General features: G+C 44.1%; 11 protein-coding genes and 1 other annotated feature. All 11 genes read right to left on the bottom strand.

The features are described 5' to 3' along the window. Window positions 1-8 precede the first annotated feature (8 nt). The 11 genes from NFU07_RS00055 to dnaA all read right to left on the bottom strand — a co-directional run bounded on the left by NFU07_RS00055 (window position 9) and on the right by dnaA (window position 15701). Complete coding sequence (locus NFU07_RS00055; protein ID WP_251472756.1) at window positions 9-2135, bottom strand: HD family phosphohydrolase; 2127 nt, start codon at window positions 2133-2135, stop codon at window positions 9-11. Window positions 2136-2342: 207 nt separating this feature from the next. Beyond that, entirely contained in the window at window positions 2343-3302 is a 960-nt protein-coding gene (locus tag NFU07_RS00050; protein WP_251472753.1) for a PhoH family protein, read from the bottom strand. Window positions 3303-3448: 146 nt separating this feature from the next. Next, window positions 3449-3934: a hypothetical protein gene (locus NFU07_RS00045; RefSeq protein WP_251472750.1), complete on the bottom strand. Its 486-nt coding sequence runs from the start codon at window positions 3932-3934 to the stop codon at window positions 3449-3451. Window positions 3935-3960: 26 nt separating this feature from the next. After that, entirely contained in the window at window positions 3961-4950 is a 990-nt protein-coding gene (gene floA, locus NFU07_RS00040; protein ID WP_251472747.1) for a flotillin-like protein FloA, read from the bottom strand. 4 nt (window positions 4951-4954) lie between these two features. Then, the gene (locus tag NFU07_RS00035; RefSeq protein ID WP_251472745.1) at window positions 4955-5722 is read right to left on the bottom strand and encodes an NfeD family protein; all 768 of its coding nucleotides are present in this window, start codon (window positions 5720-5722) and stop codon (window positions 4955-4957) included. A 232-nt stretch (window positions 5723-5954) separates the two neighbouring features. Then, window positions 5955-6199, bottom strand: a sequence feature (16S ribosomal RNA rRNA prediction is too short). Window positions 6200-6793: 594 nt separating this feature from the next. After that, window positions 6794-9376: a DNA gyrase subunit A gene (gene gyrA / locus NFU07_RS00030; protein ID WP_251472742.1), complete on the bottom strand. Its 2583-nt coding sequence runs from the start codon at window positions 9374-9376 to the stop codon at window positions 6794-6796. A 30-nt stretch (window positions 9377-9406) separates the two neighbouring features. After that, window positions 9407-11335 (bottom strand): DNA topoisomerase (ATP-hydrolyzing) subunit B, encoded by a 1929-nt coding sequence (gyrB, locus tag NFU07_RS00025; protein WP_397443684.1) that lies wholly within the window; start codon window positions 11333-11335, stop codon window positions 9407-9409. Between the two features lie 263 nt (window positions 11336-11598). Continuing rightward, a complete protein-coding gene (gene recF, locus NFU07_RS00020) occupies window positions 11599-12711 on the bottom strand; it encodes a DNA replication/repair protein RecF (protein WP_251472739.1) in 1113 nt (370 codons plus the stop codon). Further along, window positions 12701-12940, bottom strand: coding sequence for a S4 domain-containing protein YaaA (yaaA, locus tag NFU07_RS00015; RefSeq protein WP_052649554.1), 240 nt, complete (start codon window positions 12938-12940; stop codon window positions 12701-12703). Before yaaA ends, recF begins: the two co-directional genes overlap by 11 nt. Window positions 12941-13047: 107 nt before the next feature. Next, on the bottom strand, window positions 13048-14184 hold the full coding sequence (gene dnaN / locus NFU07_RS00010; protein ID WP_235197741.1) for a DNA polymerase III subunit beta: 1137 nt from the start codon (window positions 14182-14184) through the stop codon (window positions 13048-13050). 170 nt (window positions 14185-14354) lie between these two features. Next, complete coding sequence (gene dnaA, locus NFU07_RS00005; RefSeq protein ID WP_235197740.1) at window positions 14355-15701, bottom strand: chromosomal replication initiator protein DnaA; 1347 nt, start codon at window positions 15699-15701, stop codon at window positions 14355-14357. Window positions 15702-15801 lie beyond the last annotated feature (100 nt).

The following is a 15801-nucleotide window of genomic DNA, read 5'->3' as shown; positions in this document are numbered from 1 at the left end:
TCCTCCTCTCATTTTGGATCTTGCGGATACTCGATCCGTGAATGGAAAATCCCATTCAATGTTTCACACATTACGTGTTTAACGGTCTTCAACTCTTTCATCGTCAAATCACATTCATCAAATTGCCCATCTTTAAGTTTATCCTCAACTATTGCATCAACCAATTTTTTTATTTTTTCTGATGTTGGCTCTTTCATCGAACGGACTGCCGCTTCGATGCTGTCTGCCACGCTGATGATCGCAATTTCTTTTGTCTGTGGTTTTGGCCCGACATACCGGTAGTCCTCTTCACGGATCTCCGGATTTTCTTCTTTCGCTTTATAATAAAAAAACTTCAGTAAGCTAGTGCCGTGATGCTGTTCAGCGACATCGATGATTTCTTTCGGCATTTTATGCTTTCTCAAAAGATCCGCTCCTTGCGTGCCATGCGCCAAAATGATGTCGCGGCTCTTTTCAGGCGGAAGGGAATCGTGTGGATTTTTAATGCTCACTTGATTTTCGATAAAATACTGCGGACGGTTGGTTTTGCCGATATCGTGGTAATAGCAGCCCACTCTCGCCAAAAGTCCATTTGCACCGATCGCTTCACACGATGCATCCGCCAGATTCGCCACCATGACGCTGTGATGATAAGTCCCTGGCGTTTCAGTTAAAATTTTCTTCAATAACGGATGGTTCGGATTCGACAATTCGATCAAGCGCATGGTCGATAACAAGCCGAAAATCGACTCGAAAAACGGCAATAGTCCAATCGTCAAAGCCCCAGATAACAATCCCGAGATGACTGCGGCTGCAAAATAGAAGCCGATTTCGGTCCAATCATACTGGCTTTGGCCTACCAGCAGGTAGAAGCCAATAAAGAAGGCATTCACTACAGCTACAGTTAAGCTCGTCTGCAGCAAATGAGAACGGCGGTCTTGCTGTGCAATCAAATAAACGCCGGCAAGCCCTCCAAAAATGATATACAACGCAATATCCATCTGCAGCGTAGAGGCATTCTCTCCTTGCAGCATCATGCCTCCGACCGCGCCGATCAACAAGGTAACGTAGACAGCAATTCGTTCATTCAACAGCATACGAACGAGCATACCTGCTAAGGCAGTCGGGAAAAGAAAGGCAATCGTTACGTCAAAATTACCGCTGACCAGGCTCAATAGCTGCATTAAAGTCAACGAAATAAGAACAACCGCTAGAATAACAGAGAATTTGATAAGCTTCTGCTGCTTCGATGATTTCGAGCGAATCGTTAAAATGATGAGAATTCCCATCGTGATTACGACAAACAACAGCAACCCTGCTAGAGGCTTAAAATCTTCCTTTTCTTGCGTCATTCCTGCAAGTTCCAGTTGACGGTAAACTTCACGGTCAATCATTTGCCCTTCCTGCACCAATACTTGGCCTTGTAAAATACGAGTAGGCTCGACACTTGCCCGCGCAGATTCTGCTTGGGCTTCCGTTAATTCCTCGTCAATGACTTCGTTCGGCCCAATCGCAAAACGTCCAATTACGATGGCTGCCTGCAAAGCGGAAGCAGGAATTCTTGTACTTCCCCGGATTTCCTGTTCGATTTCATTTTGAACTCCAGCGACGTCTTCCTCTCTTAGCGGTTCGCTTAACCTGGATTTCACAAGTTCTGTCAGTTCTTGCTCCATTTTCGCTAAATTTTCATCCGGAACTAGAAGCAGAGCACGGAGCATTTCATCGGTTAAACGCAGACTGCTTTCAGTCGTATCCAATAATTGGATATTCCTTCTTACTTCTTCAATCATCTTGTTGATAGCTTGCGGCTTGAGCGTCTCTTCATTCTCAGGAATTTCTTTTACATCGGTTATATACCCGAAAATCGACTTGATCAGAGCAGCTTGGTTGTCAGCATTTTCTGCTGAAAATTGATAGCTCGGCCCTAGTTCAGCCGCAGCCCTTTGGCGTTCCAACTCTGTTTTCACTGGATCTTCCACGGTTTTAGCGGATCGTATAGTTTCTTCAGATAGCTGGAAAAGTTCAACTTTATATGTATCGCCGTTCACTGACGTGTATAGGAAAGCGTAAATAATTGCACCGATTAGAAAAATCAATGTGCCCGCAATTACTCGGTAGCCCATCATGTCATAGACTTGTTTCGCCCAACTGCGCATTGAAACACCTCTCTTCTTGTACTCTCATCATATCAATTTAAAGAAAGTATTTCATTGTCTATTTGTAATTTTTTGAAATTCGCTATGTATTATTACTACCCTTCTGAATTTATTATTCGCCTGCCTCTCCTCAAAAATACGAAAAACCGATGAGGAAAAGTTTGGCTTTTCCCCACCGGCTGTAAATAAAAACTTATTGAATGGCAATCAGGAAGGCTGATCTTCATAAGCTGCAATGATTTTTGCAACAAGCGGATGGCGCACGACATCTCCGCGTTCTAAGTACTGGAAATGGAGACCCCGGACTTTAGATAAAGTCGTTTCTGCCGCTATTAATCCAGATTCTGCCCCTCTCGGCAAATCAATCTGGGTTTTGTCGCCTGTAATGATCATTTTTGAACCAAATCCGAGGCGGGTCAGGAACATCTTCATTTGGGCTTTTGTCGTATTCTGTGCTTCATCGAGGATGACGAATGCCTCGTCAAGCGTCCGCCCTCTCATGTAGGCGAGAGGAGCGATTTCAATGGTCCCTCGCTCGATAAAACGGTTTGTCTGTTCCAGTCCGAGAACATCGTGAAGTGCATCGTATAAAGGACGCAAATAAGGATCCACTTTTTCCTTTAAATCGCCCGGCAGAAACCCGAGGCTTTCTCCAGCTTCCACAGCTGGACGGGTGAGAATGATTTTTTTGACATGGCCATTTTTTAATGCCTGGACCGCCATAACCACGGCCAGGTAAGTTTTGCCTGTTCCTGCAGGGCCGATGCCAAAAACTAGGTCATTGCTCCGCACGGCTTGGATGTAATGCCGTTGTCCGATTGTTTTTGCACGTATCGCTTTTCCGCCGGCATTCCTCGCAACTTCTTCATCATATAGTTCTGCAAAATATTCAATCGTGCCAGCGCGGGCCATCTCAATTGCTGAGACAATATCGCGTTGGTCAATATTGATATTTTTGCGGATGACTTTCAATAATTGTTCGATCAGTAATTTCCCTATCTGCTTGCCTTCTTCAGAGCCTGATAATTTAATAACGTCTCCACGCGTGATGATTTGAATTTGAAATGCTTCTTCGATTAAAGTCATGTGACTATCAGAAATCCCGAGCAGCTGCACCGCTTCATTTGGATCTTTCACATGCAGTTCTAATAGTTGGTTTTCTGTCATGTAGACGCTCCTTGGAATCGAATATTTAGTACAATTTCACTGTATCATTATTCATTTGGAATTGTAAAACATTTTAATCATTTTTGTTTACATAATAATATTATAAGTAAAATTAAACCGATCAGAAGAATCTGATCGGTTTAAAATCATCTTTTCGATTTAGGCGGCATTAGCACTTCCGCTAAAATGATGCCTTTTCGGATATCGTCGGCATCCAGCGGGAAGATGTCTTCCTCTTGTTTTGCTTTCGCAACAATGCTTGGACGAGCATTTTGATGTGCAGAAAGCCTGCCGGTAGGCTGCCGTCCTTGAATTTCACGCTGTATTTCTTGGCGAGTTTCGCGAAGAGGCGTCCGGTCTATTGCTTTTTCGACTCTCTGCTGCACCTGTTTCGCTTTTTCCGGCTGTTCTTTCATTTGAGTCTGCAAATCGCCATAGATTTCCCTGGCATAATCTTCAACTCGCTTAAATGCTTTCTGTCCGGTTTCACGCGTTTGGGTTTGCCGAGTTTGACGGGTCTGAGGGCTCTTTGGAACCGGCGGGCTTGCCGGATCCTTGTCTTCGCCGCCTTTTTTATTGCCAAATATCGCTCCGAGCGCCATCACCACAAGTGCGAAGATAAAACCTTCCATTCAATAACCTCCCTTGCTATCGACGGTTATTGTTTATCGTCGGATTTTTCCATGCCGGTTTTGGCAATCGAATCACGCATGCCAGTATCCGCTTGGACGTTCTTATAATTTACATAATCCATGACGCCGATATTGCCAGTACGAAGCGCTTCAGACATTGCAAGCGGCACTTCCGCTTCCGCTTCGACAACTTTCGATCTCATTTCAACAACTTTCGCTTTCATTTCCTGTTCGCTTGCTACAGCCATTGCGCGGCGTTCTTCCGCTTTTGCCTGTGCAATTTTCTTATCTGCTTCCGCTTGTTCCGTTTGAAGTTCGGCACCAATGTTCTTGCCGATATCAACGTCCGCGATATCAATGGATAAGATTTCAAATGCCGTACCAGAATCCAAACCTTTCGCTAAAACAGTCTGCGAAATCAAATCAGGATTTTCCAATACCTTTTTATGGCTTGTGCTTGAACCGAGTGTCGAGACAATCCCTTCACCTACACGGGCAACGATCGTTTCTTCACCTGCACCACCGACTAAGCGATCGATGTTGGCACGAACTGTAATACGCGCTTTTGCTTTTACTTCGATCCCGTCCATTGCCACACCTGCAATAAATGGTGTTTCAATAACTTTCGGGTTAACGGACATTTGAACCGCTTCTAAAACGTCACGGCCTGCCAAGTCAATGGCTGCTGCACGTTCAAATGGAAGTTCGATGTTAGCACGGTGTGCTGCAATCAATGCATTTACGACGCGGTCAACGTTACCGCCTGCTAAGTAATGGCTTTCCAATTGGTTGATTGATACAGTCAATCCCGCTTTTGAGGCTTTAATCAATGGATTAACGATGCGCGACGGAATAACGCGGCGCAATCTCATTCCGATTAACGTAAAAATGCTGACTTTAACGCCTGCTGCCAGCGCAGAAATCCATAATGTAATCGGAACAAACGTGAAGAATATTGCCAAAACGATGATGACACCGATTATTGCTGCGGCTAAACCTATAAGACCTAATTCCATGCTTTTATTCCTCCTCCTCTTTTTCCACTTCTCGAACTACGATCCGTGAACCTTCGACTTTGATGATTTTCACTTCTTTTCCCGCATCGATAAACCGCCCGTCAGAAACGGCGTCTATACGCTCATCCATCAACTTAATCGTACCCGACGGACGCAATGCAGTGGCAGTCTTGGCAGTTTGGCCAACCAATTCATAGCGGTTCACATTCGATACATATCCGCTTTCCGTATTGGTTGAATCCGTCAAGACCACTCGTTTGAACAAATGAAGCCTCTTGCCAAAAAATTTCACAATAATCACCATCCCTGCAGTTGCTACAATCAATGCGATCAAAATGGCGATGGCAGTGGTTTTAAGGTCTCCACCTGCCAATAATATACTGCCAAGAATAGCTAACAACCCGAGAAAACCAATCAGCCCGATCGGTATTATCAGTTCAACTAAAAGGAGAGTGACGCCAAGAATCAACAGAAACAAAGTATCCCAGCCGGCCAGATCAGCTGCCCAGTGGCCGTAAAAGTAAACGGCCAACGCGGTAAACCCGATCAATCCCGGTACGCCCATACCCGGAGTAAACATTTCCAGAAGAATGCCAAGCGCTGCAATAGACAACAGGACCGGCACCACAATCGGATGAGTGATGAATTCTATCAATTGGCTGCCGAATGTTCCGCTCGCTTCAGCAGATTCTGCCGCCAATGCATTAGGCATGAGAAGTACTGACAACGCAAATAGAATCATAAGTGCAGAAAAAATCCTAAACGGATGCAAACGAATCTCTCCTTTCGTTTTACTGCTACCTTTTATACGGACCAAAAGAGAAAAGGTTTCATTTTTTGTAGCTAATTACATTATAAATGAATAATTTTGAAACACGAAGGAATGCGCTTACAAATATAGAAAAGCGGAAGCGGACGGTTAACTTCGGCAGGCATACCTCTGGCACTGTTAAAAAGGTTCTCCGTCAAATGTTGGGGTGAGATGAATTTCTCCTCACCCTAACCTACGTGAACTCCCAACTTCTTGTACTTGTGTGTCAGTAATATTTTCGCGCGGGCACGTCCGAAGTTTTGGAAACCGAACGAAACCGTCTTTCCGTGAAGCCTCAGGAGAGGCCTCAAACTATTCGGTATTAGCACCGGTTTCCCGGAGTTATCCCGATCTGCAGGGCAGGTTGCCCACGTGTTACTCACCCGTCCGCCGCTAAACGCTTGGAGCAAGCTCCAAGTGTTCCGCTCGACTTGCATGTATTAGGCACGCCGCCAGCGTTCGTCCTGAGCCAGGATCAAACTCTCCATTATAGAGTAGTATTGATTGCTCAATGCTGGCGTATCGCCGTCTCCGAAAAGACGCACGATTCGCTTTGATCTGGCTAAGCCTGATCAGTAGTTTGTGGCGCGGGACCCGAAGGTCCGTTGCCGATATTGTTGACGTTTTGCTGTTCAGTTTTCAAGGTTCATGTTGTCGTTGCTTTTTCTCAGCAACTTTATTAGTATAGCTCAATTCAAATTCGATGTCAACAGTTTTATAAAATTTATAATTCCGTTTCAATCAAGTTGTTTTGAGGACGCTTATTAATATACCAAGTAAACCAGCAATAGTCAATAGTTTTGAGAAAAAACTTCTGCAAAGAGTAAAATCTTTTTCTCCAAGGAAACTTCTACTAATAGAACCCGCTCTAGTTACCGATCAGCAAGCAACAAATTGTTCGCCCACTCTTTATTAAGAACAAACTTATGAATGCCTCTTTTCATTTCTTCATTATCTTGCAGCTGCTAAACAGTTTCATTGGTTTAATTTTAGCCAAGAAAAAATCCCACTGGCAATCCAGTGGGATAAAAATTACTCTTCGTCTTCTTCTATTACTTCTTCAACTTCAATATTCTCATCAGCTACTACATCGTCCGCTTCTGTATACACATCCGCTTCAGCGCTTTCTTCAATCAAAGTTGCCTCGATATTTTCATCTGGATTCTCGGATTCTTCGGGCAGATCGATATCTTTCTTCACTTTAGCAACAGTAGCAACGGTTTCGTCTTCAGACAAGCGAATCAACCGGACGCCTTGAGTGCTTCTTCCAGTGGTAGAGATATCATTCACATCCATACGGATCAAAATGCCGTTGATCGTAATAAGCATGATATCTTCCGTGCCATTCACGGTACGAACAGCAACCAATGGGCCATTCTTATCGGTGATTTGGCAAGTTTTGATTCCCATGCCGCCTCTGGATTGAACACGGTACTCCGCTTCTTTCGTTTGTTTCCCGTATCCTTTTTCCGTAATGACAAGAATGTTATCGCCTGGCTCAAGAATCTCCATGCCGACTACATTGTCGCCTTCGCGTAAACGGATGCCCCGTACGCCGCTTGCAGTCCGTCCCATGCTGCGAATATCTGTTTCAGGGAATCGGATTAAGGCGCCATCGCGCGTACCAATGACAATCTCTTTGGATCCGTCTGTCAGTTTAACCGAAATCAACTCATCTTCTTCACGCAAGCTGATGGCAATCAAACCGTTTTGACGGATGTTTGCGTAATTCGAAACCGGCGTCCGTTTGCTCACGCCTTCACGTGTAGTAAAGAAGAAGAATGCATCTTCCTTAAATTCTTCTACTCGGATCACCGCTGTAACTTTCTCGTTCTTCTCGATTTCCAACAAGTTTACTAGAGGAAGGCCTTTAGCTGTCCGTCCGTATTCTGGAATATGATATCCCTTCTTACGATAAACTTTCCCTTTATTGGTAAAGAATAAGATGGTGTCGTGGGTAGATGTATATAGAAGGTGTTCAACAAAGTCATCTTCGTTGGTTCCCATTCCTTGTACGCCGCGGCCGCCGCGTTTTTGGCTGCGGTAGGTGTTCGCAGGCAACCGTTTAATATACCCATTGTGAGTCAGTGTTAAAACGGAATCTTCCCGAGGGATCAAATCTTCATCTTCAAACATTTCTGTTCCGCCTGAAGTGATTTCGGTTCTGCGTTTATCGCTGAAGCGCTCTTTCACTTCGAGCAATTCTTCGCGGATGATTTCAAGGATGCGATGTTCATTCGCCAAGATTTCACGAAGCTCATCGATCAGTTTTACCAATCCTAGATATTCTTCTTCAATTTTATCGCGCTCGAGTCCCGTTAAACGCTGCAAACGCATGTCTAAGATCGCTTGAGATTGGCGCTCAGATAAATTGAAGTTGCTCATCAAGCCATTGCGGGCTTCTTCCGTAGTTTGTGATCCACGGATCAATGCAATGATGGCGTCGATATGGTCTAACGCAATACGCAAACCTTCAAGGATATGTGCGCGGTCTTCCGCTTTCGTCAAATCAAATTGAGTTCTGCGGCGGATGACGACTTTCTGATGTTCTAAGTAATGATAAAGAACTTCTTTCAATCCAAGAACTTTCGGATGGCCATCGACAAGGGCCAGCATATTGATCCCGAAGCTTGTTTGCATCGCAGTCTGTTTGTACAGATTGTTCAATAGCACACTTGCACTTGCATCTCGGCGGACTTCGATGACGATGCGCATTCCGTTGCGGTCAGATTCATCGCGTAAATCCGTAATGCCGTCAATTTTCTTGTCACGCACAAGTTCTGCAATTTTTTCGATTAAGCGGGCTTTATTCACCTGGTAAGGAAGTTCGTTTACAATAATGACTTCTTTGCCGTTCGCTTTTGTTTCAATATCGATAACAGAACGGATCATGATCGAGCCGCGGCCTGTTTCATAAGCTCGGCGGATTCCGCTTCGCCCTAGAATAATCCCGCCAGTCGGGAAATCCGGCCCTGGGATGAATTCCATCAATTCTTCCGTTGTAACGGCTGGATTTTCAGCCAATGCCAACACGCCATCAATAGTTTCGCCCAAGTGATGCGGCGGAATATTGGTTGCCATCCCGACGGCAATCCCCGAAGTTCCGTTCACCAATAAATTCGGGAATCGGCTCGGTAAAACAATCGGTTCTTTTTCTTGACCGTCGTAGTTGTCGCGATAATCAATCGTATTCTTATTCAAGTCACGCAATAATTCCATGGAAATTTTTGACATCTTTGACTCAGTGTAACGCATGGCTGCTGCTGCATCCCCGTCCACCGATCCGAAGTTTCCGTGGCCGTCTACCAGCATATAACGATAACTGAAATCCTGCGCCATCCGTACCATGGTTTCGTAAACAGCCGTATCCCCATGGGGATGGTATTTACCAATAACATCTCCGACGATACGCGCTGATTTTTTATAGGCTTTGTCTGATGTAATCCCTAAATCATGCATTGCATAAAGGATGCGGCGATGAACAGGTTTTAGCCCATCTCGCACATCCGGTAAAGCGCGGGAAACGATGACACTCATTGCATAATCCAAGAATGAAGTCCGCATTTCCGTGCTTATATTTATTTCTTCAACACCACTGCTAGGCCGTTCAGCCATATCCGCAGCCTCCTCTCAACTCTACATCACTTAAACGTCCAGATTTTTAACGTATTTCGCGTTTTCTTCGATAAAGTTCCGGCGTGGTTCAACATCATCGCCCATTAGAATATGGAAAGTTTCATCTGCCACCATTGCATCCGTCAACGTAACTTGAAGCAATGTACGGACATCCGGATCCATTGTGGTATCCCATAGCTGGGTTGCATTCATTTCCCCAAGTCCTTTATAGCGCTGGACATTCGGTTTCGGTGTGCTCGATAGATTCTCAAGCGCCGTCTTCAACTGGGCATCGGTATAAACGTATTCCACATGCTTGCCTTGCTTAATTTGGAATAAAGGCGGCTGCGCGATATAAATATAGCCAGCTTCAAGCAATGGGCGCATATAACGGAAGAAGAACGTCAGCAGCAATGTGCGGATATGGGCCCCATCAACATCGGCATCTGTCATGATGACGACTTTGTGGTAGCGGGCTTTATCCAAATTGAACTCTTCGCCGATTCCTGTCCCAAGTGCTGTGATGATATTGCGAATTTCAGCATTTGTCAGGATTCTGTCGAGGCGTGCTTTTTCAACGTTAAGAATCTTTCCGCGCAGAGGCAAAATCGCTTGGAAATGACGGTCGCGTCCTGATTTTGCCGATCCGCCTGCCGAATCGCCCTCTACGATATAGATTTCACTGATTTTTGGATCGCGTGAAGAACAGTCAGCCAATTTACCCGGCAAGCTGGATACTTCAAGGACCGATTTGCGGCGCGTGAATTCACGTGCTTTTTTAGCCGCCATGCGGGCATGGGAAGCCATGATCCCTTTTTCCACGATTTTGCGTGAAACAGATGGATTTTCCAAAAGGAAGCGCTCAAAACCAGCTGAGAACAAGTTATTGACGATTGGACTGACTTCCGTATTGCCAAGTTTTGTTTTCGTTTGCCCTTCAAATTGCGGATCTGGGTGTTTAACAGAAATGATCGCTGTCAGTCCTTCACGTACGTCATCTCCTGTTAAATTCGGATCCTGTTCTTTCAACATGCCATTTTTGCGGCCGTAATCGTTGATCACACGCGTCAAAGCAGTTTTAAAACCGGATTCATGCGTTCCGCCTTCATGTGTATTGATGTTATTAGCGAATGAAAAGATATTCGCTGCGTATCCGGCGTTGTATTGCATCGCTACTTCAATAGAAATGCCGTCTTTTTCAGACTCCACAAAAATCGCTTCTTCATGAAGCGGATCTTTTGTTTTGTTCAGATGTTCGACATACGATTTGATACCGCCTTCGAAATGATAAACCTTTTCTTTTTCTTCGCCTTCGCGCTCGTCCCGGATTACAATCCGTAAACCGCGATTCAAATAGGCAAGTTCGCGCAAACGATGATCCAGAATATCAAATTCATAGACAGTCGTTTCCTTGAAAATTTCTGCATCTGCTTTAAAGCGGATTGTTGTTCCAGTATGGGTAGATTCGCCGATTACTTTTAGTTCTTCCGTAACCGCGCCTCGTTCAAACTTTATATAATGCTTTTTTTGGTCAAGGTTGACATAAACCTCAGTAACTTCAGATAAAGCGTTGACGACTGAAGCCCCAACACCATGAAGTCCGCCGGATACCTTGTATCCGCCGCCGCCGAATTTACCGCCTGCGTGCAAGACCGTCATAATGACTTCTACTGCCGGACGGCCCATTTTTTCTTGCATACCGACAGGGATTCCGCGCCCATTGTCTTCTACACGGATCCAGTTGTCCTTTTCGATTGTCACTTGGATTTCGTCGCAATAGCCAGCCAGTGCTTCGTCTATACTATTGTCCACGATCTCCCAAACCAAATGGTGAAGCCCTTTTGAACTTGTCGAACCGATATACATTCCGGGTCTTTTGCGGACAGCTTCTAATCCTTCAAGAACTTGAATCTGATTTGCATCATAAGATTGTTTAAGTTCATTTTCTTCCATTGCCATTCCGTTCACCTGCTCTTCCCTACAACATTCTATTTCCAAATTGGCTTGCTATAAATTTGTTCATTAAGATGCTTAACAATTGCTTGCGCCTTCAAAGGCGAACCATAGACGAATTCGTCGGTAACCACATAAGACTTTACATGTTCTATAGGCACGAGCAGCCGCACAAAAGCAGCCGGCACGTAATTTTCATAATGAATGACAGCGATGATTTCCTTCATACGGATGCTTTGCTCTTTACTGATTGAAATGTAAATGAGCGTTCACTCCTTAACGGTTCCTTTCGATACTTCAAAAAGCAAGGCATTCTGGATCGTTTCATGATGGATGCCTTCAACGCTGGTAGTGGTTACAAAAGTTTGGACCGACCCTTTGATGGTATTCAATAAATGGGATTGCCGATAATCATCGAGCTCCGATAACACATCATCCAATAAAAGGACAGGAGCCTCGCCGACTTCTTGTTTAATCAATTCGATTTCTGCAAGTTTCAGCGACAACGCTGTTGTGCGCTGTTGGCCTTGAGAACCGTAGGTCTGGACATCATAGCCATTTACAAAAAACTGCAATTCATCCCGGTGCGGACCGACAAGCGTTGAACCGCGTTCGATTTCCCGTTTCCGTAATTCTGCCAGTTTCTGCTCTAAAAAAGACGCCATCTCTTCAGGCGTCCATTCGGGCTTTAAACCGCTGATCGGTTGATAGCGGATTTGAAGTTGTTCCAACCCGCGGGAAATGCCGTGATGGATCGGTTCTGCCCATTTTTGCAATAAATCCATGAACTGATACCTTTTTCGGATGATTTTAACGGCAGCTTCAATAAACTGCTCTGTATAAACGTCAAACATCACATCGTTAATCGATTGTTTGCCGTAATGCTGCTTTAAAATATGATTTCTTTGCTTTAAAAGCTTTTGATAAATCAATAGATCATGCAAATAGACAGGAGAAATCTGGCCAATTTCCATATCGATGAATCGCCGCCGTACTTGAGGGCTGCCTTTGACCAAATTGAGATCTTCAGGAGCAAACATGACCACATTCAACTGACCGATATAATCACTAAGCCGCCGCTGCTCTAAATGATTGACTTTCGCCTTTTTGCCTTTTTTTGACAAAGTTATTTCTAAAGGCAATTTACCGTATTTACGGTGCACATCAGCCTTTATTTTACCATATTCGGCGTCCCAGCGTATCAATTCTTTGTCATTTGACGTACGGTGAGATTTTGCCATGGATAAAACATACAGCGATTCCATAATATTGGTTTTGCCTTGGGCGTTTTCACCGATGAATACATTGATCTCCGGTGAAAACGACAAATCCAGGCTTTCATAGTTGCGGTAATTTAACAGTTCGAGACGGTCAATCCGCATCGAAGCTCATGCCTTCAGCAACAACGATACGAAACTCCCCAACTTCCGGAATTGCCACAGTATCTTCTGGACGAAGTTTCCGGCCTCTGCGATCTTCCGCTTCGCCGTTCACAAACACTTCATGTTCACTTAAAAACCATTTCGCCATTCCACCCGAACTGATTGTATCGGTCATTTTCAATAATTGGCCTAATGTGATGTATTCTGTTTCGATTCCTATTTCCTTCAAAATGCACTCATCCTTCGATTCGTAGTCTATCCCTCTATTTTACCCTAAATAGGGTAAAAAGTAAAAAGGATAGCCTATATGGCTATCCTCGAGGGTGCTTTTCAATTTTAGTAGGTCCGGACAGGAAGAATCAGCTGCAAAATTGAGTCGTCTAATGCCGACTTCAAAATAAATGGACGCATTGCTCCAGTGAATTGGATCAAGACATCTTGTCCATCGATCGCTTTCAAGGCATCCATCATGAATTTCGCACTGAATGAGATTTTCAACTCTTCCCCTTCAATGCTTTGCGCTTGAAGCTGCTCTTCAACTTTCCCTACTTCTGGTGAATTAGAAGAAACTTCCACTTCATTGCCAGCGTTGGTAGAGAAACGGACCACATTATTGCGCTCTTCGCGTGCCAATAAAGAAGCACGGTCAATCGCTTGCAATAGCGAACGTCCATTTACGACAACTTCCGTTTTGTATTCAGAAGGAATCAGGCGTGAAGTATCCGGATAATTTCCTTCTAATAAACGTGAGAAAAATAAAATATGTTTGGATTTGAACAGGACTTGCTGGTTTGTCATAACGATCTCAACCGGTTCTGACGTATCATCAAGAATTTTGTTCAACTCATTTAAGCTCTTGCCGGGAATGACGACACTGTATTCACCTTCCGGAAGCGTTTCTAATTTGGTTTTGCGGCGTGCCAAACGGTGGCTGTCAGTTGCTACACATACCAATTCTCCGTCTTTCACTTCCCAATGGACACCAGTTAACACTGGGCGAGTTTCAGAACTTGAAACTGCAAAAACGGTTTCTCTGTTGATGGTTTTCAACAGATCTGCAGGAATTGAAAACAGACGGTCGTCTTGAATATCCGGTAATTGTGGATAATCCATCGCATCCAAGCCGATTAAGTGGAATTCGGATTTACCAGAACGGATATGCGTTTGGAAATTTCCTGTAATCTCCACTTCTACTTCATTCGTTGGCAGCTTCCGGATGATTTCACCGAATACCTTCGCTTGAAGAACAATGCTTCCTCCTTGAGAAACTCCAATGATCTGCTCGCCATCTTCTTCTGCTGGAATAAACGTTTGGATCGTGATGTCTGAATCACTTCCTGTCAAACGCATTCCTTCTGATGAGACATCCATTTTGATCCCTGTCAAAATCGGAATCGTTGTTTTTGAACTGACTGCTTTCATTACATCATTTAAACCTTCGACTAAACGTTCACGCTTTATCTCAAATTTCATTATGGAACCTCGCTTATATATATATTTTATTTAGATCTTTAAAGTAATAATAGTAGTAGGGGCTGTGAATATGTGGATAACCCTGAAATAGTGAATAAAAGCAGTTTATCCACATGTAGATAGAATGTGCATAAACTGCTTTGTAACTTATCGGGTTATCCACAAGCGAATCACCCTTTGCCTAGCGCGCTTCTGATATCTTTTACATCTTGCTGGAGCTGCTGATTGTCTTTCAGCATTGTTGAAATCTTTTCATGTGCATGAATCACCGTTGTATGATCTCGTCCACCGAATTCTTCTCCGATTTTAGGCAGAGAAAAATCTGTCATTTCCCTTGATAAATACATGGCGACTTGACGTGGATAGGCAATATCTTTTGTCCGGCGCTTCGTTTTAAAATCTTCTAATTTCACATTGAACTGGCTGCCGACAGCATTCTGGATGTCCAAAATCGTGATGACTTTCGGTTTCGAATTCGGCATGATGTCTTTTAATGCTTCAGCCGCAAGTTCAGCACTCATATCCCGATTGATCAAGGAAGAGTAAGCGACTACGCGGATTAAAGCCCCTTCAAGTTCACGGATATTCGAGTCGATCGAATTAGCGATATACGTCATGACGTCGTTTGGAATGTCCAAACCGTCGGCTTTCGCTTTTTTGCGAAGAATCGCAATCCGCGTCTCCAGATCCGGAGGTGTGATATCTGTAATAAGTCCCCATTCAAAGCGGGATCTCAGGCGATCTTCCAAAGTTGGAATTTCTTTTGGAGGCCGGTCACTTGAGATGATAATTTGCTTCGATTCTTCGTGGAGCGTGTTGAAAGTATGGAAGAATTCTTCTTGTGTTTGCTCTTTGCCTGCCAAGAATTGAATATCATCGATCAAAAGAATATCGACGCTCCGGTATTTATTGCGGAAATCTACGGTCTGGTTATCACGGATCGAGTTGATGAACTCATTCGTGAATTTTTCAGATGACAAATAAACCACTTTGGCATCCGGGTTGTGTTCGAGGACGTAATGTCCGATTGCATGCATTAAATGTGTCTTGCCTAGACCTACTCCCCCATAGATAAACAGCGGATTATACGCTTTCGCCGGCGCTTCGGCCACGGCGAGTGATGCAGCATGAGCAAAGCGGTTGCCGGATCCAATGACAAACGTATCGAATGTGTATTTTGGATTCAACATACCAGGAAGAAATTCCTGATGCTCATTCTGACCGGGTTTAACGCGAGGTGCAGGAAGTTGAAAATCATCCATATCTTGATCTTTGGGCACGACAAATTTTATCAGCAGATCGTCACCAGTAAGGTCTGATAATATTCCAGTAATTAAATGCACGTAATGGTTTTCCAACCAATCACGTGCAAACGAATTAGGCGCTGAAATTGTGACTGTCTCATTCTGATAAGATAAAAGTTTTGTCGATTTCAACCAAGTTTCAAAACTCGGTTTGGAGATTTTAGTTTCAACTTGGGCTAAGACACTTGACCATAATTCGTCTAAGTGTTCCAATAGCTCTTCTCCTTTATATGTAAAATATTTTTTAAGTATATCATACACAAAACCACAGCCTGTGGATAAAGTTTGCAAACAAGCTGTGAAATAACTGTCC

Origin of the sequence: Planococcus sp. NCCP-2050 (assembly GCF_023708025.1) — a bacterium.
GTDB lineage: Bacteria > Bacillota > Bacilli > Bacillales_A > Planococcaceae > Planococcus.
The sequence above is the reverse complement of the archived record's forward strand: the minus strand, read 5'-3'. Positions and strand labels throughout refer to the sequence as shown.